Here is a 22,589-nt window from a genome sequence, read left to right as displayed (position 1 = left end):
CAAGTCCTGGCTGCCCTGCCGGGGAGGCCGGGCAGCCAGGACTAACGCACAGCAGTGGTTACACAGTGGCAGCAGCCGAACGGACCGCTTCCGCGAGTGAAGTGGCCGGACGTCCGATCAGCTTGCGCAGGTCGCCGGAGCTCACCAGGAGGTCGCCGCGCGCAATCCCCAGGTCGGAGTCGGCGAGGATTTCCGCGAACGCCTCGGGCACACCAAAGCCGGCCAGCATTCCGGCGTATTCCTGCGCCGGGAGGTCCTGGTAGGAGATGTGTTTGCCGGCCGCGGCGCTGATCTCGGCTGCGAGCTCAGCCATGGTGAACGGTTCATCGCCGCCCAGTTCATAGATTTGGCCGGCCTGGCCGTCGGCAACCAGCACTGCGGCCGCCGCGTGGGCATAGTCCGCGCGGGACGCTGCGCTGACCCGTCCCTCCCCGGCGCTGCCTGCGATGGCACCCTGCGCCAACGTGCCGGGCAGCTGGTCGGTGTAGTTCTCCAGGTACCAACCGTTGCGCAACAGGACGAATGGGACGCCGGATTCCTGCAGAACGGCCTCCGTGGCCTGGTGTTCGGCGGCCAGCTTCATCCCGGTGGTATCCGCGTTGGCGATGCTGGTGTATGCGACCAGCTCCACGCCCTCCGCCTTCGCCGCCTCAATGACGGTACGGTGCTGCTGCACCCGCTGGCCCACCTCGCTGCCGGAGATGAGGAGCACTTTGGTGGCGCCCTTCAAGGCTGCCGCTACGGAAGCTGCATCCGCATAGTCCATGCTCCTGACCTGGATGCCGCGCTCCGCGAAGTCCGCAATCTTTTCGACGGTCCGGCCCGCGGCCACGATGTCCCCCGCGGGAACGTTGCGCTCCAGCAGGGCCTCGACGACGTGGCGGCCCAGCTGGCCGGTTGCTCCGGTGATGACGATGCTCATGATTTCCTTCTGTTCGAGTGTCTTTCAGGGAGTAGAACCACACCTTCTCCGTATAACTTCCCAAAAGAAAGTACGCACTTTCAGGTAAGGTACTGACATGAAAGTAAGTACCGCTGGTACGACGGACCACGCAACGCCCCTTCCGGCCGCCCTTGCCGACGGCGTTTTCCCGGCCGGGTGCCCCAGCCGGACGGTTTTGGACCACATCACCAGCAAGTGGGGCGTGCTGATCCTGCTGGCCCTGTCGGAGGGCGAGCAGCGATGGAGCGAATTGCGACGGCGGGCCCAGGGCATCAGCGAGAAAATGCTGGCCCAGACCCTCAAGACCCTTGAGCACGACGGCCTGGTGACGCGGACAGCACAGGCCGTGATTCCGCCGCGGGTGGACTACAGCCTCACAGAGCGCGGGTACGAATTGAGCGCACTCCTGGTTCCGCTCGTGGCGTGGGCGTTCGAGAACGCCGATGACATCGTCAACGGCCAGCGCTGATGGCCGAGCCGGGCGCCGCAGAAACCGGGCTGCCCAGCACCTGCAGGTACATGTTTGCGGGCCGAGTATGGGCGCTTCAAAAATGCGAGTACTTGTTACTGGTGTGACTGGTGTGAATTGGGCATAGCGTTAGCGTAAGGTGCCAGCCGGAATTGGAGGGCCGCCCTCGCGCTGGGAGCGTTCCGGTTAACCTGCACCGCCAGGCAGCGGCAAATCGCCGCGCGCAAGGAGTTGGTACGCATGGTGAGAACTGTTGTCCAGGACCTGTCCAGCATGGGCCGGCCTGTAAGCCTGACCTCGTTAGCGGCACAGGCGTGGAGCCGGGTACGGAGGATCGTCACGCCGCAGTCCCCCTACAGGATCGGGGACGCCGTGGTGGGTGACGATCCCTTCAAGGGCCGGCGCGAAGGTGTGGTGGTATTCCTGCAGGGTACATCCGCGGGTGTGGACACTGCCCAGGGAGTGTTCTTTTACGACCACCGGCAGCTCAAAAAGCTGGACTAGCCGCTGATGCGGCCAGTCCAGCTAATAAGAGACAGTGGCGCGCGGCTACCGGGCTGACCAGCCCCCGTCCATCGTGTAGCTGGCGCCGGTCACCATGCCGGCATGGTCCGATGCCAGCCAGGCGACCAGTGAGGCGACTTCCCCGGGCTCCACCAGCCGTTTAATCGCGGACTCGGTGAGCATCACCTTGGCCAGCACCTCCGACTCAGGAATGCCGTGCACCTGCGCCTGGTCCGCGAGCTGCTTTTCCACCAGGGGCGTGCGCACATACCCCGGATTGATGCAGTTGGACGTGACACCGTGGTCGCCGCCTTCCAACGCCGTGACCTTGCTAAGCCCTTCCAGCCCGTGCTTGGCGGAAACATAGGCGCTCTTGAAAGGTGAGGCCCGGATCCCGTGCACCGAGGACAGGTTGATGACGCGGCCGAACCCGTTGGTGTACATGTGCGGCAAGGCAGCCCGGATCAGCAGGAACGGTGCTTCCAGCATCAGGGCGAGTATCCGGCGGAACTCCACCGGATCGAAATCTTCAATGGGGCTGATGCGCTGGATCCCGGCATTGTTCACCAGGATGTCGCAGTCCAGGGTCAGGGTGGCTAGCGAGTCCACGTCCAGCAGGTCAACGGTCCAGGCGGTGCCGCCCACCTCGTCGGCAAGCGCGGCGGCGCCGGCTGAATCGACGTCGGCCACCACCACTTTCGCTCCCCGTGCGGCCAGTTCCCTGACGCATGCTGCGCCGATTCCGCTGGCACCGCCAGTTACCAGGGCCTTACGTCCGTTCAAAGTGTTTTCCATAGCAAGCTCCTTGGTGTCCACGATGACACGTGCCGTGATCGCAGCAATGATGGCTTCACTGAGTATTACTGCACAGACATGCCCGGACAATGACTAATCCAGCACTACGTGCGTGCAGAATTGCAGATATGAAAGCCAACCCGGATGACTTGCTGGTACTCCTTGCGGTTTCCCGCTCCGCAAAATTCACGACGGCGGCCCAGGCCCTGGGACTCAACCACACCACGGTTTCACGGCGGATAGCAGCCTTGGAGAAGGCACTTGGGGGAAGGGTCCTGGCGCGCGCCACCGGAGGCTGGGAGCTGACGGAACTTGGAGCCCAAGCGGTGCAGGTTGCCGAGCAGGTGGAAGCGGTGATGGGCACGCTGGGAGCCGTCGGGCAAGCACCCGACCCGATTACCGGCGTCGTCCGCATGACGGCGACCGACGGGTTCAGCGCGTATATCGCCGCGCCCGCCGTGGCACGGCTGCGCCGCGACCACCCGGGGCTGTGCGTGGAGGTGGTGACCATGACCCGGCGGGCACTGCAGCAGCGCTCGGGCCTGGACATCGAAGTGGTGGTGGGCGAACCGCAGGTGCACCGGGCAGAGGCCGTGCGGCTGGGCGAATACATGCTGGGGATGTACGCGTCGCGGGCCTACCTTGACGAGCATGGGACCCCCACTACCGTTGCCGAACTCAACGAGCATCCGCTGGTCTATTTTGTGGATTCGATGCTGCAGGTGGATGACCTGGACGCGCCACGCCGGCTGGTGCCCGCGATGCGCGACGGCCTCACCTCCACCAACGTCTTTGTCCACGTGGAGGCGACCCGCGCCGGAGCCGGGATCGGTTTCCTGCCCTGCTTTATGGGCGACCTGCACAACGACCTGGTCCGGCTGCTGCCGTCCGAAATCGCTGAACTGCTGCCGTATTGGATGGTGCTGCGGCCGGACTCGCTGCGGCGCCCTGCGGTGGCGGCAGTTGTGCACGCGCTGCGGGAACAGATGGCTGAGCACCGGAAGTGGCTGCTGGGCCGGGGAAAGAAGGATTCCGTCGGCTGAGCTACTCAGCAGGCGGGTCGTGGCGCACCGCTGATCCTGCCGCGAAGGCGCGCACTTGGGCGTCGTCCCACAGGTGCGCTGGGACGGCTCCGCCCAGGAGCCGGCGGGCCAGCTTCGGGTCCTCGCCGAACGGAGTATCGCTGCCTGCCATCACCATGTTTCCGTAACGGCGGCCTTTGAGCATGGCGGGGTCGGCGATGATCACGGTGTGCCTGAAGGCGGCCGCGATGGTGGCGGCATCCTCCCTGGCGTTCTTGAGGTCCGGCGCGTCGCCGGAGTTCACCACATAGAGCCCGCCAGGCGCCAGGACGCGCTTGACGTGCTGGTTGAACTCCGCCGTGGTCAACGGGCGCGGGGTCAGCGCACCGGCGAAAACGTCCCGGATGATGAAGTCCCGGGTCTCGGCGGTCAGCGTTTCGGTGACCTCGCGGGCCTCCCCCACCCGCAGGCGCAGCAGCGGCGCCTTGGGCAGGTCAAACCAGCCGCGCACGTATTCGGCCAGCTTGCCGTCCAGCTCCACCACCACCTGCCGGGCGTCCGGATACACAGAGTGGAAGTAGCGGGCCAGGGAGCAGGCGCCACCGCCGAGATGCAGGCCTCGGAGCTTGGGCTTGTTTGCCGCAGTGTCCGCCGGCCAGCGGGATTCGATGAGCGCGGCCATCCAGCGCATGTACTCGAAGTCCAGGAACAGCGGATCCGCAAGGTCGATGTGGGAACTCATCACGCCGTTGATCTTCAGGAGCCAGCCGGTGGAGTTGTCCTGGTCCGCGATCAGCTCGCAGTCCCCGGTGTCGATGTAGTAGACGCCTTCAACAGGTCCGCTGAGCCGGGCGCCTGGCGGGACCTCCACCACTCCCGCCACCGGGCGCAGGCTGTTCCGGCCACCTGACCTTCCGCGTTTTGCCATTACCCGTGCCACGCTTCAGTCATGCTTCAACCCTAATTGGTTTCAGCAGCCCCTATTGCTCCGCACCTTAGTTGGTGGGCACTGCTCCTTCGCCCTCCCGGATCCGCTTCACCACAGCAGTGGTGGACCGCTCCGCCACATAGTCCAGGATGGCTACCCGGCCGCCGTATTCCTCCACGGCCGGCGTCTCGGCGAGCATTTCCGGAGAGTAGTCCCCGCCCTTGGCATAGACCTCGGGCCGGAGCTGCGTGATGAGCGGGGCCGCGGTGGGAGTGTCGAAGACGGTAACGTAGTCCACGCAGCTCAGGGCCGCCACTACCGCGGCACGGTCCGCCACCCCGTTGATGGGCCGGCCGGAGCCCTTGAGCTTGCGCACGGAGTCATCGCTGTTCAGCGCCACCACCAGGACGTCCCCCAGCTGTTTTGCCTGGTTAAGGTAGCGGGTGTGGCCGCTGTGCAGCACGTCGAAGCAGCCGTTGGTCAGCACGATGCGCTGGCCCTGGGACCGGTGCAGTTCCAACTGCCGCTGCAGTTCGTCAGCACCGAGGGCCGTGTCAGCAAAGGCCTTGAGGTACCGGCTCAGCTGGCCTGTACTGCAGACGGACGTGCCCGGCTGGTGCACCACCACATCCGCGGCCGACTGTGCAAGGTCCAGGCTCGCCGTCAACGGAAGCCCGGCGGAGCGCGCCAGCGTCAACGCCGCCACGAACGTGTCGCCGGCACCGGAAGCCTGCTTTTCCGCAGCCGGGCGGGCCCACGTACGGTGCGTCACGCCGTCGGGCCTCAAGAGTACGGTGCCGTCCCGGTCGAGAGTGACCACCACAGCCCCTGCCCCCGTAAGTTCCAGCAGGGCATCCGCGTGCTTGCTGACCTCGGCAGCCCTGTCCTGCCCGTCGGGAAGGCGCAGGTCCAGCATTCGGGCTGTTTCCTGCGCGTTCGGGGTCACCAGGTCCGGGCGGAGCGGTGCCCAGGGCCGGGGGTCATGGGAGTCCACCACCAGCAGCGGACGGCTCGCATCGCGGGAACCCGTGCCGGCGAGCGCGTCCACCAGGCTTGCGCGCACCGGGTCGGCCAGCACGCCATTGGCGTAATCGCAGACCAGCACCGCGTCCTGCTGTTCGACGGCGGCGCGCACCGAAGCAGCCAGCACCGCCAGTGCCTCGGCCGGCACCGTCTTGGCGGCGTCATCGATGCGGAGCATCACCTGCCCGCCACTGCTGATCCGGATTTTGGTGGTGGTCACCATGTCCGGGTGGCTTTGCAGGTTGCTGACATCAATGCCTGCAGCGACGAGCTGGTTGCGCAGGTCCACGCCTGCGTCGTCAGTTCCGATGATGCCCGCCACGGAAACCCGGGCACCCAGGGCGGCCAGGTTCATGGCGGTATTGGCGGCCCCGCCCGGAACGGACTCGCGGGCCTGCACGTCCACCACCGGGGCCGGAGCCTCCCGGCAGAGCCGTTCGATGCTGCCACTCCACCAGCCGTCCAGCATCAGGTCGCCGATCACAAGGATCGCCGGCTCCTCCGCCGCCAAACGCCCTGGCAGCCACTCGGACAGGGCCCGTTGGCTTGAGAGGTCAACCTCGTCGGGAGCGCCTGGCGTGTTCTCCGGCAGGCCGGCGGGCGTGGTGCCGGGTGAAAGGTTCTCGGGTGACAGGCTCATGACTCGTTCCGCTGTTCAACATCGGAGCGTTCAGCTGCAGAGTCTTCATCCGCGGCATCAGGGGCCGCAACCGGCGGTGCCGAAATATGCACCACTTTCACCCGGCTGAACTCGTCCAGGAGTTCCGGGCCGTACCCGAAACCGGCACCGCTTTCACCGCGCGGCTGCGCAGCACCTCCGGGCGCGCCGCCGAAGACCGCATTGATCTTGACGGTACCCACCGGGAGGGCGGCAACGGCCTGCTGAATGTGGGCGATGTTGCCGCTTAGGACGGTGGCGGCCAGGCCGTACCTGCCGCTGCAGGCGAGGCGGAGGCCGTCGTCGAACGATTTCACCACCTTAACGGGGGCTACGGGCCCGAAGGTTTCCTCCGCCATGATCTGCATGGAGTCGGTGCAGCCAAGCAGGACCGTGGCGGGGTAAAAGGAGCCCGGGCCGTCCGGAAGGGCTCCGCCTTCCACCGCGCGTGCGCCCTGCCGCAACGCATCAGCCACCTGGGCGTGGACTTCATCCCGCATCCGGAGATCCACGAGCGGAGCCACGCTCCCCTTGTTGTTGCGGAGCGCTGCCTCCGCTTCAAGGGCCTTGCAGAACTCGGCAGCAATGTCCTCGTGGACATAAATCCGCTCAACGGCCACACAGATCTGGCCGCTGTTGCTGAAGGACCCGATCGCCGCCTGTTCAGCCGCCCACAGCGGGTCGACGTCACGGTCCACCAGCAGCGGATCGTTGCCGCCGTTTTCACGGATGACGTGGGCACCGGTCAGAGCCCCGGCCCGGGCGATCCGGGCGCCGGCTGCGCTGGAACCCACATGCGCGATGACGTCCACCTCCGACTGGGCCAGAAGTGCACCGACACCGGCGCCGCCGGAAACCGTCTGGAACACCCCCGGCGGAAACGCGGGTGCTAAGACTTCGCCCAGCGCCTCACCCAGCCGCGGGCACCGCTCGCTCGGCTTGTGCACCACGGTATTGCCGGTAGCCAGCGCAGCACCGATCAGGCCGCAGGCCACTGCAACCGGGTCATTCCACGGGGTCAGCAGGACAGCCACGCCCCGGGGCTCAGCCACTGTGTAGTCGGACGCGAGCCGGTTGCCGCGCAGGCTGTGGCCGCGGTGGACAGGCCCCAGCTCTGCGTACTGTTCCAGGGTGGAAACCCCCGCGCCGATGCCGGCGAGCGATTCCTCCACCGGCCGGCCCGTTTCGCTGGCGTTGAGTTCCGCGAGCTCCTGGGCTGCCGAAGCGAGCGCTTTAGCCGCGGCACGGACTGCCGCAGCACGCTGGGCCGGTGCAGTAGAGGCCCAATCCGGCGCAGCGCTTCGGGCCACCTCTACTGCGTGGGACACCGCCTCCGGTTCTGCCTCCGGCACAGTCCAAAGGACATCACCGGTTCGGGGGTTCCGGATGGTGATGCCGCTGCTGTCAGCGGTTTCCGGGCGTGCAGTGGTTTCTGTGGCAATGGTGGGCATGACGTTCCTCCCGTCGGTTCCGGCTTGGGTCGTTGTGCTGGTTTAGGGCCAGGAGCCCTCTTCCTCGTGGCAGATCAGCATTTCGCGGACCTCACAGCCGGTGGGCTGGTTCAACGCGAACAGGATGGCCTGTGCCGTGTTGGCGGGGTCGTTGAGCCGCGAATCGTCCTGCGGCTTGTACTGCTCGGTGCGGTCGTCGAAGAAGCGCGTCTTCATGCCGCCCGGGATAATGGTGGTCACGCCGATTTCGCCGCCGGTCTCAGCCGCCAGCGCGTGACTGAAGCCCACCACGCCGAACTTTGACGCGCAGTAGGCGGTGGCATCAGCCACGGCACGCTTACCCAGCGTTGAGGCGATGGTCACCACCCTGCCGTGGGAGGTCTTTAGGTAAGGCAGCGCTGCACGCACAACAGAAACCGTGCCCATCAGGTTGACCCCGATGACTTTTTCCCATTCGGTGGCTTCGACGTCGGCCAGCTTTCCGCAGCGGTCGATGCCGGCCGCCGTGACCACTGCCTCGAGCCCGCCGAGTGATTCAGCGGCTTCCTTGACGGCGGCCTCGACGGCCAGCCGGTCCGCGACGTCCACTTCGAAAGCCTTCACACCGGACACGTTGCTGATATCGCGATCCAGCACCACGGGCGTGCCGCCGGCCTTCAGGACAGCCTCGACGACGGCGGCCCCCAGTCCGGAGGCACCTCCGGTCACGAGCACGCGGCCGGGCGAATTTGAATCTGCAGTCATGGTGTTCCTTTCAATCGGGAGTACAAAACTTGGGTACGGCGGTCAGCCCACCAGGACCAATTCACCGTTGCCAGCTGTCGGGGTTGGCTGACCTGGCCGGTTCAGCTGACCTTGGCGAGGGCATCTGCCAGGCCGGTGGTGGATCGGGCAGGGTGGTACGGCACGGTGAGGCAGCGTCCGCCCCAGCTCTCCACGAGGCCGGCCTCCGGCAGGCTGGCGCCCTTGTAGTCGCCGCCTTTGACCCAGATGTCGGGACGCAGGCGTTCGAGGGCTGCCTCGGGGGTGTCTTCATCGAAGACCATCACGGCGTCCACGCATTCCATGGCGAGGAGCAGTTCGGCCCTGTCGTGCTGGCCGATGATAGGACGCTCCGGACCCTTCAACCGCCGCACGGAGTCGTCCGAGTTGAGGCAGACGATCAGGCAGTCGCCCAGCTCCCGGGCGGCGGCCAGGGACCGGACGTGCCCGGCGTGCAGCAGGTCGAAGCAACCGCCGGTGGCCACCACCTTGCCGCCGTTTTCCCGCACCGCGCGGGCAAGCAGCAGGGGGTCGTTGACACGCGCCTTTGCCTGTGGAGGCTCCGCGTCGGTGTCGGGAAGGGCGGACACTCCGCCGTTTGCGAGGAAGTCTGCGGCGTCATGGACGGCGAGTTCCGCGGCTTCGGCAAGCTCCCGGCCCGCCAGAAGATGGACGGCGAGGCTGGCTGCGAGCCTGTCGCCTGCTCCACAGGGATCACCGGCTTCCACCCGCGGCGCCGGAATGGCCCGGGGGCTCTGGTCCCGCCGGCACAGGACAGCGCCCTGTTCGCCCTTGGTGACCAGGACAGCCTGGCTGCCCCACTCCTTCAGCAGAGCCCCGCCAACTTCGGCCGCAGGATCCTTCCCGGCAGGCTTTCCGGCGTCTTTCCGGCTCCGCGCCTGCACGGCCTTTTGGGCTTCAGCCAGGTTGGGCGTCACGACGGCGATTCCCGGCACCGGGTCCGGCCCCGCGGGGTGCGGGTCCCACACGATCGGCACGTGGCCAGCAAGCCGGGCCAGGAGCTCCCGCAGCTCTGGGTTCGCCGCCAGTCCCCGGCCGTAGTCGGCAACAATGATCACGCCTGCCTTCTCCACCTCGCGGAGCATGGCCGGACTGACCTCAGGGACGGGGGCCTTTTCACAGCCCTGGTCGAAGCGGACCACCGGATGCGAACCGGCGCGTACGCGGGTCTTGACCGGCGAAGGATGACCGCTGGGACCTGCCACGAGCCGCACCGCGGCCAGGTGCGCTTCAAGCTGCCGGCCGGCGTCGTCATCGCCCAGGACCGTGACCAGCGTGACGGGCCAGCTGTCCTCGGCGAGCATCCGGGCCACCAGCCCGGCCCCGCCGGCACGGCGCTTGATGCCGGACACATCCACCACGGGCACCGGCGCGTCGGGACTCAGCCGGGTGGCTTCGCCGGAGAGGTCCACGTCCAGCATCACATCGCCCACCACAACGATCCTCATGCGCGGCCACCCCGCTGCGGCATGCCCTGGTTCTGAAGAGTCCAGGCGTCGGTGGAACTGTGCCGCGCCACTTCCAGGTCAAAGGCCCGGCAGATCGCGTGCAGGGCGATGAGGTGACCTTCCTGGGCGTTGGCGTTGAGGGCGTCAATCATCACAGCCTGGCCGCAGGCATCGGCCAGCGGATTGGGACCGGCTCCGGTGAGCGCCCACGTGGTTACATTCAAGCGTGCGGCAACCTCGGCTGCCCGCAGCAGGTTGGGACTCTTGCCGCTGGTGGACAGGAGAATCAGCACGTCGCCGGACCGGCCGTGCGCCCGCACCTGCCGGGCGAAGACATCGTCATAGCCGTAGTCATTGGCGATGGCGGTCACCGCTGAGGACTCCGCGTGGAGGGAGATGGCGGAGAACGGAACCCGCTCGCCGTCGAACCTGCCCACGAGTTCCGCCGTGAGGTGCTGGGCTTCGGCAGCTGAGCCACCGTTGCCGGCGGCAAGAAGGCGCTGGCCGCGGAGCAGGCGCTGGGCCAGCTCGACACCCCATGCCGCAAGCCGGCCGGACTGGCTCCGCAGCGAGTCAAGGGCCGGTACGACGTTATCCAGGTGGATGCGGACCGCTTCCGCACTGTCCGGGTCCACAAAGGCGGCACCCGGCAGCACAGCGGGCAATGCCTCAGGTGTTGCCAGAGTTTGCAGGTCACTTTCGCGCACGGACGATTCCGCAGTCATAGTGCCGCTCCTTCCATGGGGACAACGCCGGCGGCAGAGCCGGCCACCGCGAGCTGATAGGCCTTTTCGGTTTCGGCCGCCACCCGGTCCCAGGAGTACCGGGTACGGGCGCGCTTCTTGCCTGCGCTGCCAAGCTCGGCGCGCAGCGCGGGGTTCTCCAGCAGCAGGGCCAGCGCGGATGCGATGGCCTCGGGGTCCCGCGGCGGAACGTGCAGGCCGGTTCCGTGGTCAACCACTGTGTCCCGCAGGCCGCCCACAGCGGCAGCAACTACGGGTACGCCGCAGGCCATGGCCTCCAGCGGGACGATGCCGAAAGGTTCGTACCAGGGCGCGCACACCACGGCGTCGGCGCTGCGGAAAATTCCGGGCATCTCGCCGCGGGACACCTGCCCCTGCAGGCTCACCTGGTCCGCAACATCCAGCTCCGCTGCAAGGTCCATCAGGCGGCGCACTTCGGGGTCGGCATGGAGCGCACCGGAGTCTCCGCCGCCGCCCACAATCAGGAGTTCGACGTCGTCGAAGCCTGCAGCGCGCAGGTACGGGAGCGCCCGGATCACCAGGTCCACGCCCTTGCGCGGCACCAGGCGGCCCACCGAGAGGATGCGGTGGGTGCGCTTCCTGGCGGCGACGGGGCCCTCTGCGGAAAAAAAGCCGAGGTCCACGCCGCAGGGGGCGATGGATATCTTGCCCGTGTTGATGCCCATGGCTTTGAGTTCGAAGACCTCATCGGAGCAGGTGGCCACGATGCGGTCCGCCGAGCGTCCCACGCCGGGCTCCAGCCAGCGGCGCTCCAGCGGGCTGGTGTCCTCTGCGCCCTGGTGCCGCCGCTTGACGGTGCCCAGTGCGTGGAAAGTCTGGATGACGGGCACCCGATAGCTTTGGCCGGGCCGCCGGGCAGCATCCAGCGCGGCGAGGCCTGACATCCAGAAGTGCCCGTGCACCACGTCCGGCGGCCGGTGGCTCCAGTCCCTTGCCACGCCGTCGGCAAGTTCTCCCATGTAGGGCAGCAGGTCGTCCTTGGGAACATGGCGCGCCGGGCCGGCGTCCACGTGGACCACTTCGAGGCGGCTCCCCACCTGGACCCTCGCAGGAAGCTCCTTTGCATCCCTGCGCGTGTAAACAGTCACGTGGTGGCCACGCTTGGCCAGGGCTTCGGACAGCGCGGCTACGTGCACGTTCTGCCCGCCGGCATCCACCCCGCCCAACGCCGCCAAGGGACTGGCGTGCTCGGAAATCATGGAGATCTTCATGGGGTCTTCCTCTCCCGCGCCGGAACAAGGATCTTCTCGTCCCGGCGGTCGTTGTCAGAGTGCCGGGGCCGGCCGCCCAGGTCCGCCAGGAGCTCATCCCAGCGGTCCTGGAACTTGCCCAGGCCGTAACGGTCCAGTGCCGCCTCGCGGGCGGCAACGCCCCGCCGTCGGGCTTCATCCGGATCGGCGACGAGCTGCCGCGCGCAGCGGAGCAGCTCATCTACATCGGCGGAAACGGCGCCGGCCTCCGGCGGCACCGCCCGCGGCGCTTCGGTCGTCGCCAGCGCAACCACCGGCATCCCCAGGTGCATGGCCTCCAGCAGGGACAATCCCAGTGAGGTCCAGCGCATGGGGTGCACATAGACGCGGCAACGGGCCAGTTCACGGTGCAGCTGTTGGGTCTTCACGTCACCGCGTACCGTCAGCCGGGACTCGTCAATCCCCGCGGCGGCGGCCAGGCCGTCCGTTTTCATCCCGAAGACCTGCAGCGGCGCCACTGAGGCGAAGGCGGGCAACAGGTCGGTACCGGTGACGCGGCCCCGGCGGATGGGCTCGTTCACCACTACGCCCAGTTCCGGCAGTTCCCCGGTGTAGAGATGGCCCGGGTCAGGAATTCCGTGTTCGATCACCAGGCTGCGGGCGGAGCCGTTGTCCCAGGCGAGCTTGTTGAAGTGGGTCACGTGCACCAGGGGGATGCGGTCCTGGTCCGCGAGCGGGTGCCGGGCAAAAGGAAAGTCGACCTTGGGGGTGTTGTGTTCGAGGTACACGGCGGGCAGGTCAACGCCGGGCCGGCGGCCCAGCAGCCGGGCAACTTCCTCAATTTCCTCAGGGCGTTGCAGGACGACGGCGTCCACGGCGTCTGCATCCAGCGTTGCCAGGTCCACCTCCCGCACTGACGCAGGCCAGTCCCTGCCGGCAAGGCCAAGCCCCCACGCGCCACCTTCGGGCAGGACGGGAAGGAGGTACTCGTGACGGCCGCGGACGAAGGCGTCCGTCCAGGAACCGTGGACGTGCCAGAGCAGGATTCTCATCTGTTGCGGGCCTTTCTACGGGTACTGACGTGGGTGCTGAAGGAGCTGACTCCGCCGATCAGGCGTTCTACGGCCGCCACCACTTCCTCAGGCGAAACGGAGTCAAGGCAGGGGTGGCCGGGAACGGGGCAGACACGGGCACGGGTCATTCGGCAGGCGGCGTTCTGGTCGCCGAGCAGTTCCAGAGACACCCCGTACGGCGCCCAGCGGATGGCAGGGACGACGGGGGAAAAGAGGCACGCAACGGGTGTACCCACGGCTGCCGCGAGGTGTGCGGGGCCCGTGTTGCCGGTAACCACCGCGTCCGCCCCCGCCATGACTCCGGCCAGGGTATGGAGGTCTGTGCGCCCGCCAAGGTCCAGGGCGGATGGCCCTGCGACGGTGGCAGTCAGCGAAGTCTCCCCGGGACCACCGGTCACCACAACACGGTGGCCCGCGCCCTGGAGGAGTTCGACGGCGGCCGCATGGTGCAGCGGCGGCCAGGCCCTGGCGGGCACGGCGGCTCCCGGGTGGACCACCACATAGGGGTCCTCCCCCACCAGTTCGCGGACGTCCGGGACGGACGTGAGGCGGAGTTTTCCGTCGTCGCCTTGCGGGAGGCGGAATCCTCCTGCCTCGGCGATGCCCAGTGCGCGTTCCGCTTCGGGCTGGTCCTCCGGGAAGTCTTCGCCCGGCTTGAGCCGGACATCAAGCAGGGACCCTGCGTAGTCGGTGGAGGCTCCGGTGATTCGTTCGACGCCGGCGAGCCGGAGCAGCAGCGCCAGCGGCAGGGGCGACTGGTGGAAGGAGGTGAGGATGACGGCTTCGGTAATTCGAGAGTTCCGGACGTATTCGATCAGCCTGTCAGCGTGCGGGCCGGTCATCTTGGGCGCGGGGTTCATAATCCACGGGCTGTCCCAGCTGTAGACCTCCGCGGCACCCGGCAACATACCCGCCGCTGCCTCGCCCTGCCGTCCGCAGAGCATCACCACATGGTTGGGCCGGCTGCCGTCCGGGAACCGCCCGTTTGCGACGGCCCGTACGGCGGGTCCGGCCAGGAGGACGTCGCCCATGCTGTCCAGGCGTGCCACCAGGACGCGGCCCATCAGGGCTGCTCCGACAGCAGCGAGACGGCCTCGGCCAGGTTCCGGGCCACCAACTGAGCCTCGGCCACTTCCTCGGCCCGGGTCACCGGCGTCGGCACCAGGACGCCGGTTGCTCCGGCCGCTTCGGCGGCACGGACGTCAGCACCGATATCACCAATGAGCGCCGCCTCCGATTCCTGGATGCCGAGCCTGCGGCAGGCACTGTGCACCATTCCCGGTTGGGGCTTGCGGCAGGCGCAGCCGTCCTGCTCGGAATGCGGGCACACCTCCCACACATCGAAGGGGCCGAGCAGTTCCTCAACCCGGGCGTTGACGTCCGCCACGTCGGCGGCGGTGATCAGGCCGCGGGCAATGCCGGACTGGTTGCTGATGACTCCGGTTGCTATCCCGTCGGCGCGGAGTGCATCCAGGACTGCCTTGGCGCCGGGCATTGGTGTGACCAGGCCGGGGTCCCCGTTGTAGGGCACATCGACCACCAGGGTCCCGTCCCGGTCGAACAGGACAGCGCGGAGCTTGGAGGTTACGGAGCTTCCCATACCCTCACTGTTCCCCACAGCTGCTGCTCCTAAACAGGGGCTGCTGGTTTTCTCACCTTTCAGCTGGTGACGAGTTGGCCGCCTGAACAGCCAAGATAGGACTGCTGACGCTGTCCCCCACCGTCCGAAGCCTGCTCCTGCAGCGGTAAAGCGGGCCTGGCTGGGCTACCTGCTCCTGACCCGCGAGCTGCCCGGGAGGGCAGAAATTTTGCCGGGAACTCCGGGGGCGGCCGTCCGGCGGGCTGGCCGGCCGGACGCCGTGGAACCGGTCGCTCTCTCCTGCTCCGCACGGACACCGTCGCCCTGGCTACTGCTCAGGAGCCGGCGCTGGAGTTCGACGAGTACCCGGGCCAGCCGCCGCGAAACCTGCATCTGCGACATCCCCAGCCGCTTCCCCAACTGGACCTGGGTTTCCTCACAGAAATAGCGGCGGTAGAGCAGTTCCCTGTCCGCGGCGTCCAGGTCCTGCATCGCCTCCCGGAGGCAGGCAAGGTCCTCCAGCCGTTCCAGGGGCGTCTCAGGGCACGCGAGCAGGTCGCCGATGGACAGCGCGTCACTGTGGGGGTTTGCAGCGTCCAGGGAGTCCGGATGCATGCTGCTGGACGCCGAAATGGCTTCCTGGACGTCTGAAGGATCTGTCCCTAGCTCCGAGGCCAGTTCCGCCACGCTGGGATTCCTGCCCAGGGACTGAACCAGCTCCGGTTCCACCCGGAACATCCTGGTGCGGAGGTCCTGGATGTGCCGCGGCGGCCGGACCACCCACGTGCGGTCACGCAGGTATCGCTTCAACTCCCCGGCGATGGTTGGAGCTGCGTAGGCGGGGAAGCTCTCCCCCTTGGACTGGTCGAAACCGCGGGCAGCCTTGACCAGGCCCAGATAGGCCACCTGGTTCAGGTCTGCCCGTTCCCGGCCCCGGGCTTCGAAGCGGGCGGCCAAGGCCTCGGCCAGGTCCAGATAGCTCAGGACCAGGTCATTTTCAAAGGTCTCCCGCAGCCGCCCTGCCTTGGCGGCGGAGCGGTCGTCTTTCGGGGTCTCCAGGCACGGCTCAAGGCACGGCCCAGGAACAGGTGTCAGGTCCACGGCGAGCGCGGCAAAAGATTCGGGCATTGTCGTTGGTTCCCTCGGTCAGGTTCCGAAAGCCTGCGGCAAGACTTAGCCATAGGAAATCATAAGGTTGCTTATAAAACAATCCTTGGCGGCGCTAGGCTCGGCATGTAAGACGAACCGCACACCCCGGCCAAGGAGTCTTTTCCATGCACATCGCCGTTATCGGAGCCAGCGGAAATGCAGGAACAGCGCTGCTGCGGAACCTGCAGGGCCAACTGTCCAGGAAGCCCGGAAGCCTGCAACTGACAGGGATCAGCAGGCGCCTGCCCGACACCTCGCGGGCGCCCTATGCCGGGGTTGAGTGGCACACGCTCGATGTCGGGTTGGAACGCGACGGCCCAAAGTTGGAATCGGCCTTGGCAGGAGTGGACTCGGTGGTCCACCTTGCCTGGCAAATCCAACCGAACCGGGACCTGGACCAGCTGTACCGGACCAACGTCACCGGAACAGCAAATGTCCTCGAAGCCGCGCGGAAGACCGGCGTCAAGCAGATCGTCTGCGCGTCATCGGTCGGCGCCTACAGCAAGGCCTCCAAGGACCGGCGCACGGATGAGTCCTGGCCGGCGCAGGGCATGGCGGGCTCGCATTACAGCCGGCACAAGGCGGCGCAGGAAAAACTCCTGGACGAGTTTGCGGAAGCTGAACCAGGCATCACGGTCGCAAGGCTTCGGCCCGGGCTCATCTTCCAGCGCGACGCCGGGAGCGAGATCGGAAGGTACTTCCTGGGGCCGGTGATTCCCCGGCTTCTGGCAAAGAGGCCCTGGCTTCCACTGCTCCCCGTTCCGGACAACCTGATTTTCCAGGCAGTCCATGCGGACGATGTTGCTGAAGCCTACTGGCGGGTCATCGACCAGAGGGCCTCCGGAGCCTTTAATGTTGCGGCCGAGCCGGTGCTCACACCCCAGGAACTTGCCCGGATCGTTCAGGCGCGAAGAATCCTCCCCATCCCCATGGGCCTGCTCCACAAGGCAGTGGGCATGGCCTGGCGCCTCCGGCTGATACCCACCGACTCCGGCTGGGTGGAGATGGCTGCGGGAGTCCCGGTTATGGACACCGGCCGAGCCCGCCGGGTCCTGGCGTGGGAAGCCAAGACATCATCGGTAGCGGCAGTTCTTGACGTCCTGGCCGGCATAGGAACGGGGGAGGGAGTTACTCCCTCCCCCGTCCTGGAACCGAGGCACGGCAACCCGCAGTGAGCTAGGTGCCATGCCGCGGGTCAGCCAGTGCCGTGCGGCCTGCAGCCAGATTGCTGTCCCGCCTGCGGCTAGATGCCGGAACGCGGATTTTCACGATCCACGTGTGAGCCGCCCTGGTTAGGATTGGCGCCACCATCGCTGCGTTCATCGCGGGCTCCGTCAGGGGCTGCGCCGTTGCGGGCATTGTCAGCAGCGTCGCGGGCCGCATGGGCGGAGTTCGTGGCGCCGCGGTCGGCGCCATCGCGGCTGCGGCCCTCGCGGTCCTGCTTGACGTCAGGGTCCAGCTCATCCGCTTTCCGCGTCCGTTCGTTCACGTCATCGCGGAGCGTTTTGGCCTCTGTGGACTGCTGGTCTGCCTGCTGGCGCAGCCGGGCAGCTTCAACCTGCGCCTGCTCGGCGTCCGCCCTGGCGCGCGTCGCCTTCGCTTCGCGCTCCCGGGCATCGAGTTCCCTGTTCTCGGCCTCACGGCGGATTTCTGCGGCCTTCTCGCGATGCGCATCGTCCCGCTTTTGCTGTATTGCCTTTCGGCGCCGTCCTGTTGCGAGCAGCAGCAGCACAAGCAGCACCACCACAACTACGGCGATCAACACCCAAACCCACGGAGCTATTTCCAAATTACCCACCACTTCCACTTCGATGTGACCGGGCCGGCGGAAGCCATTCCGGCTGACATTTTTGGAACTGTTCACAACTCGCTTAGCAAGCGTACTTACCTTTTATTAGTAATCATGCTTATTATTTTAGGGCCAGTATCGCTGGTTCTTGATCAACAACCGGCCTTCTTGGAAAGAGAGAGCGAAGATGACAGAGAACCAATGGCCCGAGGATCCCGCTTACACGGCTCCGCCGGCCTCTACAGGAATTCCGGGCGAGCGAAGCGCCACCACTTTCCCGTCCGCCGCCACTCCACCATATGGAGATGCCCCCGTCGGTGATACCTCCGGGTCATCCCGAAAGGAAGCAGCGAAGGAAGAAGCAACTGATGTAGCACGCACCGCGAAGGGCTCCGCGCAGAATGTGGCCCAGACTGCAAAGGAAGAAGCAGTCCACGTCGCCTCAGAGGCCAAGTCCAGTGCCCAGGACCTGCTGTCCCAGGCGAAGTCCGGGCTTTCCAGCCAGGCCGGCACCCAGCAGCAGAAGGCCGCCGAAGGCATCCGGACCATCTCCAGCCAGCTGCAAAGCATGGCCGATGCCCCGGACCAACAGGGCGTCGCCAGCGATTTGATCCGCCAGGCTGCCCAGCGCAGCGAATCGGTAGCTTCCTGGCTTGAAAACAAGCAGCCAGGCGATCTGCTCGCCGAAGTCCAGCGGTTCGCCCGCAACAAGCCCGGCACCTTCCTCCTTCTCGCCGCTGGCGCCGGCGTCCTTGCGGGCCGGCTTACCCGCGGCCTCACCGGCGGTACTGCAACCTCATCCACCTCCGGCACTGCAGGACTTGCGGGCCAGTACTCCGGCAGCCCGTACGGCGACCAGTACACCGAGGGATACAGCCCCGCGGGCGGAACAGTCCCGCCTCCCCCGGTCCAGCTCCCCGGCCCGGCCACCACCACTGCGGGTTACGACGGCGGCGCTCCCGGCGCTGGTTACCCGGGGGCCGCACGTCCTGCCAGCCCGCTGGACAGCCCCCAGCTGGTCGAAGAGCCCTGGTCCGGCAACCAGATCGCCGATGACCCACTTGGCGACCGCAGGCTTGCCGACGATCCGCTGGCGGACGATCCCCTCACCCGGGACCGCCGCACGGACGGCCAGTCAGGCAGGTTCTGATGAGTAGTTCCATTCCCGAACCGGCTCCGAGTGAAGCGCATGTGAAGGCTGATAACGCCTCGTTGGGTGAGTTGTTGGGTGATGTCACCCGGGACCTGTCCACCCTGATGCGCCAGGAAGTCGAACTGGCCAAGGCCGAAGTGAAGCAGTCCGCCACGAAGGCAGGCAAAGGCGGCGGGATGCTCGCCGGCGCCGGCGTCGCCGGGCACTTCGTCCTGGTCTTCCTGTCCCTGGCACTGATGTTTGCCTTGGGCGCCCTGATGCCGCTGGGCTGGGCCGCCGTGATCGTCGCCGTGATCTGGGGCATCATCGCCGCGGTCCTGGCCTCGATGGGCCGCAAGGAACTCAAACAGATCAAAGGCATCCCCCAGACCAGCGAGACACTTTCCGAAATTCCCCCAACCCTAAAACCAGGTGAGGTAAACCGATGAGCGATAACCCGGACGCAATCCGTGCAGACATTGAAGAAACCCGCGCCCGCCTGGGCACCAACGTGGACGCGGTCGCCGACAAGGTCACCCCTTCCAACATCGTCCACCGCCAAACCGACAAGGTAAAAGACGCCGTCGTCGGGGTGAAGGAGAAAATCATGGGAGCAGCAGACTCAGCCAGCACCACCGTCCAGGACAAGGTCTCCTCGGCCACCTCGGGTGTCCAGGACAAAGTCCACTCCGGTACCGGCCACACCGGGAACGCCCTGCACAGCACCGGCGACTCCCTCCATGGGGCCAAGGACAACGTCGCCGCCAAACTCAGCGACGCAGGCACCGCGATCTCGCACGCACCGGACCAGGTCAAAGCCAAAACCCAGGGCAACCCCCTGGCCGCCGGCCTGATCGCGTTCGGCGCCGGGATGCTCGTCTCGTCCCTGATCCCGGCCAGCCAAAAGGAACGCGAAGCAGCCCAGCAGCTCAAAACCGCCGCCGAGCCCCTCGCCGGCAAGGTCACCGACGCCGCCAAGGACATGGTCCAGGACCTGAAGGAACCAGCCCAGGAAGCCATGGAAAGCGTCAAAGCCACCGCCGCTGACGCCGCCCAAAACGTCAAAGCCGAAGGCCAAGGCGCCGTCACCGACGTCAAAGACCGCGCCACCGACGCCAAAACCAACGTCCAAAACACCTAACCCGCCACTCAACGCGGCACTAAAAGGCACGAGCACCATCTGAGAGGCCGGCCCCGCCCCCGCGCGGAGCCGGCCTCTCAGTTTTCGCACCCTTATCGAGAGGACACCCCATGGCCACTCCTGACGCATCCGAGAGCAGCACGGCCAAAGCAGGCCAGGCACCGGATCCAAACGACTCCCGGAAACCGGACAGCCCAAAGGACCTGGACAAGCCGAACTGGAAATACATCGCCAAGAAGACCTTGCGTGAGTTCAGCAAGGACCAGTGTCCGGACCTCGCTGCTTCGTTGACGTATTACGCCGTGCTGTCGCTGTTCCCGGCCATACTGGCACTCGTTTCACTGATCGGTATCTTCGGGGACCCGCAAAAAACCACCGATGCGCTGCTTCAGATCGTGAGCGGTTTCGCCCCTGCTGAGACGGTCAACACTGTCAGCGGAACGGTCTCCGAACTGGCAAACGCGCCGGCAGCAGGTTTGACCCTGGTCCTGGGCCTCGCCACCGCGCTGTGGTCCGCATCCGGTTATGTTGGTGCCTTCGGCCGTGCCATGAACCGCGTCTACGAAGTGGATGAGGGCCGGGCGTTCGTCAAGCTGCGCGGCACCATGCTGGCGGTCACCCTCCTGTCGGTAGTCATCATCGCGCTCCTGGCAGGCATGCTGGTGCTCAGCGGCCCTGTGGCAGAGGCTGTCGGCGGTCTGATCGGGCTCAGCGGAGTTTTCCTCACCATCTGGAATATCGCCAAGTGGCCTGTCATGGTGGCGCTCATCATCGTGATCATCGCCGTCCTCTATTACGCCACGCCCAACGTCAAGCAGCCCAAGTTCAAGTGGATGAGCCTCGGTTCGGGCATTGCCCTGTTCGTTTTCCTGCTGGCATCCCTGGGCTTCGGTTTCTATGTGGGCAACTTCGGAAACTACAACAAGACGTACGGCGCCCTGGGCGGCGTCATCGTGATGCTGCTGTGGCTGTGGATCCTGAACATGTCCCTACTCTTTGGCGCTGAGTTCGACGCCGAAATGGAGCGCGGCCGCCAGCTCCAGGCAGGCATCGAGGCCGAAGAGACCATCCAGCTGCCGCCGCGTGACACCAAGAAGAGCGAGAAGCTGCAGAAACAGGAGGACGAGGACATTCAACACGGACGGGAACTGCGTGAGAAGTACAGCGCGGAAAACGGCGAGGACGGGGACTCCAACCAAAACGGTGACGAGGACCAGAAAAACGGCCAGCCAACGCAACCGCACCGCGACCGGGTACGGGACAAGCTGCGTGACCGCGGCACCACCCCGGAGTAGCCATATCCGGACCGTGGAGACGGCGTCCGGCAGGCGGTAGCCGTTGTTTCCGGGGACTAGGCAGGACCTTCAAGATGGGGGAAAATTGTCTTGGAGGTCCTGTTTGGGTTTCCCGGGTCAGCAGGGTGGCCCGGGGCGAAGGCGGGGTCGGCGGTGAGATGGCCTCTTCTGAGACCGAGGTCAGTCCCCCCAGTCGCCGTCGGCCCCCTCGTAACCAGCAAGGTGCCCCGGCTCAACTGGACAAAGTGAGCCTCACTGCCATACCTTCATGATTATTCTGCTTGACTCCCCCGGGAGCCGGCAGGTCCGCTGAAGCAGATACGGCGGCAACACGGTCGACCCCGAATGAGCAAACATGCCTGCTACCCATTTTGAACAATTTATCGCTGAAGCAGTCGTCGCGGACAGGGAACCGGGACTGGGCCTTGGACGAGATGAGCTTTACGGGCTTTACACCAGCTGGTGCCTTCTTCAGAAGGCCCCGCTTCAGGCTCCGGAAGCCCTCTGGGACGCACTGCAGGCACAGGGAATTGACCCGGACAGCAACAACTTGTCCATGACCGGCCCGGCCGCCGCCGACTACATCGTGGCCAGCGCGCCTGACCTGGTGTGACGCTCCTTTTCCAAGCCTGTTGAAGCTGCCTGTGGCTGGTTAGCATTGAGCATGGCCGGCGCATTATGTCCGCCGGCCACCAGCCGAAGGGAGAACCACCATGGGTTTGGATGACAAGATCGACAATGCCGCCGAGAAAATGGGCGGCAAGGCCAAGGAGGCTACCGGTGCGGCCACCAACGACGAGGGCCTTCGCACGGAAGGCCAAATGGACCAGGCCAAAGCGGACCTGAAACAGGCCGGCGAGAAAGTCAAGGACGCTTTCAAGAAAGACTGAGTCCAGAAAAAGGGGCTGCCGCGGACACCGCAGCAGCCCCCCTTTCTTGGCTCCCCCGGCAGCCGGGCAGGGATCAGGCCGGCTCGGTGACCGGCGCCGTAGCGGCCATGGTCTCGGCATTGACCATCCAGGCCAGCTGTTCCAGGCGCTCGATGGCCGCATGAAGCAGATCCGCGCTGGTGGGGTCTTCCTCGTCCACGTCGTCATGGACGTCCCGCATCGTCTGGACTGTCCGTTCGAGCCGGGTGGTGACGAGTTTGACGGTGTCCTTCGTGGTGGTCAGGCCTTGCGGAAACTCCTCCAGCCGGCTGCCTGCCGAAACGGTGCTGCTGCGGCCGTCGGGAAGGGCATGCAGAGCCCTCATCCGTTCTGCCACCTGGTCGGCGAAGAGACGGGCGGCCAAAACAATTTCGTCCAACTGAAGGTGCAGGTCGCGAAAATTGGTGCCTACAAGGTTCCAGTGGGCCTGCTTGCCCTGCAGGTGCAACTCGATGAGGTCGGTTAGCACCATCTGCAGATTGCTGGCAAGGGTGGGCGACGCTTTCATCATTTCCTCCATTGCG

25 protein-coding genes are annotated in these 22,589 nt (G+C 66.2%); 10 read left to right on the top strand and 15 right to left on the bottom strand.

Annotation, left to right across the window (positions count from 1 at the left end):
- Positions 1 to 58: 58 nt before the first annotated feature.
- Positions 59 to 922 (bottom strand): SDR family oxidoreductase, encoded by an 864-nt coding sequence (locus AC50X7_RS14555; protein WP_494979675.1) that lies wholly within the window; start codon positions 920 to 922, stop codon positions 59 to 61.
- 97 nt (positions 923 to 1,019) lie between these two features.
- Here AC50X7_RS14555 and AC50X7_RS14550 point away from each other — a divergent pair, with 97 nt between their 5' ends.
- Together AC50X7_RS14550 and AC50X7_RS14545 are read left to right on the top strand one after the other, a co-directional pair.
- Positions 1,020 to 1,412: a winged helix-turn-helix transcriptional regulator gene (locus AC50X7_RS14550; protein ID WP_494979674.1), complete on the top strand. Its 393-nt coding sequence runs from the start codon at positions 1,020 to 1,022 to the stop codon at positions 1,410 to 1,412.
- A 240-nt stretch (positions 1,413 to 1,652) separates the two neighbouring features.
- On the top strand, positions 1,653 to 1,916 hold the full coding sequence (locus tag AC50X7_RS14545) for a hypothetical protein (protein WP_494979673.1): 264 nt from the start codon (positions 1,653 to 1,655) through the stop codon (positions 1,914 to 1,916).
- A 45-nt stretch (positions 1,917 to 1,961) separates the two neighbouring features.
- On the opposite strand, the gene AC50X7_RS14540 is transcribed toward AC50X7_RS14545, so the two are convergent.
- Positions 1,962 to 2,711 carry a 3-hydroxybutyrate dehydrogenase gene (locus AC50X7_RS14540; RefSeq protein ID WP_494979672.1) on the bottom strand — a complete coding sequence of 250 codons (750 nt, stop codon included), beginning with the start codon at positions 2,709 to 2,711 and terminating at the stop codon, positions 1,962 to 1,964.
- Positions 2,712 to 2,839: 128 nt separating this feature from the next.
- On the opposite strand from AC50X7_RS14540, the gene AC50X7_RS14535 reads away from it, so the two are divergent.
- The gene (locus tag AC50X7_RS14535) at positions 2,840 to 3,754 is read left to right on the top strand and encodes a LysR family transcriptional regulator (protein WP_494979671.1); all 915 of its coding nucleotides are present in this window, start codon (positions 2,840 to 2,842) and stop codon (positions 3,752 to 3,754) included.
- Between the two features lies 1 nt (position 3,755).
- Here the strand turns inward: AC50X7_RS14535 and AC50X7_RS14530 are convergent, their stop codons facing one another.
- From AC50X7_RS14530 to AC50X7_RS14480, 11 genes are all read right to left on the bottom strand, one after another.
- Positions 3,756 to 4,661, bottom strand: a complete 906-nt coding sequence (locus tag AC50X7_RS14530; RefSeq protein WP_494979670.1) for a spermidine synthase — start codon at positions 4,659 to 4,661, stop codon at positions 3,756 to 3,758.
- Between the two features lie 67 nt (positions 4,662 to 4,728).
- Entirely contained in the window at positions 4,729 to 6,324 is a 1,596-nt protein-coding gene (gene rfaE2 / locus AC50X7_RS14525; protein ID WP_494979669.1) for a D-glycero-beta-D-manno-heptose 1-phosphate adenylyltransferase, read from the bottom strand.
- Entirely contained in the window at positions 6,321 to 7,793 is a 1,473-nt protein-coding gene (locus AC50X7_RS14520; RefSeq protein WP_494979668.1) for an aldehyde dehydrogenase family protein, read from the bottom strand. Before AC50X7_RS14520 ends, rfaE2 begins: the two co-directional genes overlap by 4 nt.
- Before the next feature lie 42 nt (positions 7,794 to 7,835).
- Positions 7,836 to 8,537: an SDR family oxidoreductase gene (locus AC50X7_RS14515; RefSeq protein ID WP_307096898.1), complete on the bottom strand. Its 702-nt coding sequence runs from the start codon at positions 8,535 to 8,537 to the stop codon at positions 7,836 to 7,838.
- A 101-nt stretch (positions 8,538 to 8,638) separates the two neighbouring features.
- Positions 8,639 to 10,024 (bottom strand): PfkB family carbohydrate kinase, encoded by a 1,386-nt coding sequence (locus AC50X7_RS14510; RefSeq protein WP_494979667.1) that lies wholly within the window; start codon positions 10,022 to 10,024, stop codon positions 8,639 to 8,641.
- Entirely contained in the window at positions 10,021 to 10,749 is a 729-nt protein-coding gene (locus tag AC50X7_RS14505; protein WP_494979666.1) for a D-sedoheptulose-7-phosphate isomerase, read from the bottom strand. Before AC50X7_RS14505 ends, AC50X7_RS14510 begins: the two co-directional genes overlap by 4 nt.
- On the bottom strand, positions 10,746 to 11,999 hold the full coding sequence (locus AC50X7_RS14500) for a glycosyltransferase (RefSeq protein ID WP_494979665.1): 1,254 nt from the start codon (positions 11,997 to 11,999) through the stop codon (positions 10,746 to 10,748). Before AC50X7_RS14500 ends, AC50X7_RS14505 begins: the two co-directional genes overlap by 4 nt.
- Positions 11,996 to 13,030, bottom strand: coding sequence for a glycosyltransferase (locus tag AC50X7_RS14495; protein WP_494979664.1), 1,035 nt, complete (start codon positions 13,028 to 13,030; stop codon positions 11,996 to 11,998). The genes AC50X7_RS14500 and AC50X7_RS14495 overlap by 4 nt, the downstream gene beginning before the upstream one ends.
- Positions 13,027 to 14,115 (bottom strand): glycosyltransferase family 9 protein, encoded by a 1,089-nt coding sequence (locus tag AC50X7_RS14490; protein WP_307096904.1) that lies wholly within the window; start codon positions 14,113 to 14,115, stop codon positions 13,027 to 13,029. Before AC50X7_RS14490 ends, AC50X7_RS14495 begins: the two co-directional genes overlap by 4 nt.
- Positions 14,115 to 14,651, bottom strand: a complete 537-nt coding sequence (locus tag AC50X7_RS14485; RefSeq protein ID WP_494979663.1) for a D-glycero-alpha-D-manno-heptose-1,7-bisphosphate 7-phosphatase — start codon at positions 14,649 to 14,651, stop codon at positions 14,115 to 14,117. Before AC50X7_RS14485 ends, AC50X7_RS14490 begins: the two co-directional genes overlap by 1 nt.
- 165 nt (positions 14,652 to 14,816) lie before the next feature.
- Positions 14,817 to 15,758, bottom strand: coding sequence for a sigma-70 family RNA polymerase sigma factor (locus tag AC50X7_RS14480; RefSeq protein ID WP_494979662.1), 942 nt, complete (start codon positions 15,756 to 15,758; stop codon positions 14,817 to 14,819).
- A gap of 146 nt (positions 15,759 to 15,904) precedes the next feature.
- Between AC50X7_RS14480 and AC50X7_RS14475 the strand changes: the two genes are divergently transcribed.
- Positions 15,905 to 16,954: an NAD-dependent epimerase/dehydratase family protein gene (locus AC50X7_RS14475; protein WP_494979661.1), complete on the top strand. Its 1,050-nt coding sequence runs from the start codon at positions 15,905 to 15,907 to the stop codon at positions 16,952 to 16,954.
- Positions 16,955 to 17,022: 68 nt separating this feature from the next.
- Here AC50X7_RS14475 and AC50X7_RS14470 read toward each other — a convergent pair whose 3' ends face one another.
- Complete coding sequence (locus tag AC50X7_RS14470; protein ID WP_494979660.1) at positions 17,023 to 17,643, bottom strand: hypothetical protein; 621 nt, start codon at positions 17,641 to 17,643, stop codon at positions 17,023 to 17,025.
- A 112-nt stretch (positions 17,644 to 17,755) separates the two neighbouring features.
- On the opposite strand from AC50X7_RS14470, the gene AC50X7_RS14465 reads away from it, so the two are divergent.
- The 6 genes from AC50X7_RS14465 to AC50X7_RS14440 all read left to right on the top strand — a co-directional run bounded on the left by AC50X7_RS14465 (position 17,756) and on the right by AC50X7_RS14440 (position 22,026).
- Positions 17,756 to 18,718, top strand: coding sequence for a hypothetical protein (locus AC50X7_RS14465; protein WP_494979659.1), 963 nt, complete (start codon positions 17,756 to 17,758; stop codon positions 18,716 to 18,718).
- Positions 18,718 to 19,149, top strand: coding sequence for a phage holin family protein (locus AC50X7_RS14460; protein WP_494979658.1), 432 nt, complete (start codon positions 18,718 to 18,720; stop codon positions 19,147 to 19,149). Before AC50X7_RS14465 ends, AC50X7_RS14460 begins: the two co-directional genes overlap by 1 nt.
- Complete coding sequence (locus tag AC50X7_RS14455; protein WP_494979657.1) at positions 19,146 to 19,841, top strand: DUF3618 domain-containing protein; 696 nt, start codon at positions 19,146 to 19,148, stop codon at positions 19,839 to 19,841. The genes AC50X7_RS14460 and AC50X7_RS14455 overlap by 4 nt, the downstream gene beginning before the upstream one ends.
- A 110-nt stretch (positions 19,842 to 19,951) precedes the next feature.
- Positions 19,952 to 21,136 carry a YihY/virulence factor BrkB family protein gene (locus AC50X7_RS14450; RefSeq protein ID WP_494979656.1) on the top strand — a complete coding sequence of 395 codons (1,185 nt, stop codon included), beginning with the start codon at positions 19,952 to 19,954 and terminating at the stop codon, positions 21,134 to 21,136.
- Positions 21,137 to 21,491: 355 nt separating this feature from the next.
- Positions 21,492 to 21,749: a hypothetical protein gene (locus AC50X7_RS14445; protein WP_494979655.1), complete on the top strand. Its 258-nt coding sequence runs from the start codon at positions 21,492 to 21,494 to the stop codon at positions 21,747 to 21,749.
- 100 nt (positions 21,750 to 21,849) lie between these two features.
- Positions 21,850 to 22,026, top strand: coding sequence for a CsbD family protein (locus AC50X7_RS14440; RefSeq protein ID WP_494979654.1), 177 nt, complete (start codon positions 21,850 to 21,852; stop codon positions 22,024 to 22,026).
- Between the two features lie 73 nt (positions 22,027 to 22,099).
- On the opposite strand, the gene AC50X7_RS14435 is transcribed toward AC50X7_RS14440, so the two are convergent.
- Positions 22,100 to 22,573: a Dps family protein gene (locus AC50X7_RS14435; RefSeq protein ID WP_494979737.1), complete on the bottom strand. Its 474-nt coding sequence runs from the start codon at positions 22,571 to 22,573 to the stop codon at positions 22,100 to 22,102.
- Positions 22,574 to 22,589: the final 16 nt, after the last annotated feature.

This window comes from Pseudarthrobacter sp. Hb11, from assembly GCF_059383655.1.
Note: the sequence above shows the minus strand (reverse complement) of the source record. Positions and strands in the feature narration are given on the sequence as shown.

Excerpts from the sequence above, each read along its gene's own strand:
- AC50X7_RS14555 (WP_494979675.1), bottom strand. The coding sequence starts at position 922 with ATGAGCATCGTCATCACCGGAGCAACCGGCCAGCTGGGCCGCCACGTC.
- AC50X7_RS14550 (WP_494979674.1), top strand. The coding sequence starts at position 1,020 with ATGAAAGTAAGTACCGCTGGTACGACGGACCACGCAACGCCCCTTCCG.
- AC50X7_RS14545 (WP_494979673.1), top strand. The coding sequence starts at position 1,653 with ATGGTGAGAACTGTTGTCCAGGACCTGTCCAGCATGGGCCGGCCTGTA.
- AC50X7_RS14540 (WP_494979672.1), bottom strand. The coding sequence starts at position 2,711 with ATGGAAAACACTTTGAACGGACGTAAGGCCCTGGTAACTGGCGGTGCC.
- AC50X7_RS14535 (WP_494979671.1), top strand. The coding sequence starts at position 2,840 with ATGAAAGCCAACCCGGATGACTTGCTGGTACTCCTTGCGGTTTCCCGC.
- AC50X7_RS14530 (WP_494979670.1), bottom strand. The coding sequence starts at position 4,661 with ATGGCAAAACGCGGAAGGTCAGGTGGCCGGAACAGCCTGCGCCCGGTG.
- rfaE2 (WP_494979669.1), bottom strand. The coding sequence starts at position 6,324 with ATGAGCCTGTCACCCGAGAACCTTTCACCCGGCACCACGCCCGCCGGC.
- AC50X7_RS14520 (WP_494979668.1), bottom strand. The coding sequence starts at position 7,793 with ATGCCCACCATTGCCACAGAAACCACTGCACGCCCGGAAACCGCTGAC.
- AC50X7_RS14515 (WP_307096898.1), bottom strand. The coding sequence starts at position 8,537 with ATGACTGCAGATTCAAATTCGCCCGGCCGCGTGCTCGTGACCGGAGGT.
- AC50X7_RS14510 (WP_494979667.1), bottom strand. The coding sequence starts at position 10,024 with ATGAGGATCGTTGTGGTGGGCGATGTGATGCTGGACGTGGACCTCTCC.
- AC50X7_RS14505 (WP_494979666.1), bottom strand. The coding sequence starts at position 10,749 with ATGACTGCGGAATCGTCCGTGCGCGAAAGTGACCTGCAAACTCTGGCA.
- AC50X7_RS14500 (WP_494979665.1), bottom strand. The coding sequence starts at position 11,999 with ATGAAGATCTCCATGATTTCCGAGCACGCCAGTCCCTTGGCGGCGTTG.
- AC50X7_RS14495 (WP_494979664.1), bottom strand. The coding sequence starts at position 13,030 with ATGAGAATCCTGCTCTGGCACGTCCACGGTTCCTGGACGGACGCCTTC.
- AC50X7_RS14490 (WP_307096904.1), bottom strand. The coding sequence starts at position 14,115 with ATGGGCCGCGTCCTGGTGGCACGCCTGGACAGCATGGGCGACGTCCTC.
- AC50X7_RS14485 (WP_494979663.1), bottom strand. The coding sequence starts at position 14,651 with ATGGGAAGCTCCGTAACCTCCAAGCTCCGCGCTGTCCTGTTCGACCGG.
- AC50X7_RS14480 (WP_494979662.1), bottom strand. The coding sequence starts at position 15,758 with ATGCCCGAATCTTTTGCCGCGCTCGCCGTGGACCTGACACCTGTTCCT.
- AC50X7_RS14475 (WP_494979661.1), top strand. The coding sequence starts at position 15,905 with ATGCACATCGCCGTTATCGGAGCCAGCGGAAATGCAGGAACAGCGCTG.
- AC50X7_RS14465 (WP_494979659.1), top strand. The coding sequence starts at position 17,756 with ATGACAGAGAACCAATGGCCCGAGGATCCCGCTTACACGGCTCCGCCG.
- AC50X7_RS14460 (WP_494979658.1), top strand. The coding sequence starts at position 18,718 with ATGAGTAGTTCCATTCCCGAACCGGCTCCGAGTGAAGCGCATGTGAAG.
- AC50X7_RS14455 (WP_494979657.1), top strand. The coding sequence starts at position 19,146 with ATGAGCGATAACCCGGACGCAATCCGTGCAGACATTGAAGAAACCCGC.
- AC50X7_RS14450 (WP_494979656.1), top strand. The coding sequence starts at position 19,952 with ATGGCCACTCCTGACGCATCCGAGAGCAGCACGGCCAAAGCAGGCCAG.
- AC50X7_RS14445 (WP_494979655.1), top strand. The coding sequence starts at position 21,492 with ATGCCTGCTACCCATTTTGAACAATTTATCGCTGAAGCAGTCGTCGCG.
- AC50X7_RS14440 (WP_494979654.1), top strand. The coding sequence starts at position 21,850 with ATGGGTTTGGATGACAAGATCGACAATGCCGCCGAGAAAATGGGCGGC.
- AC50X7_RS14435 (WP_494979737.1), bottom strand. The coding sequence starts at position 22,573 with ATGAAAGCGTCGCCCACCCTTGCCAGCAATCTGCAGATGGTGCTAACC.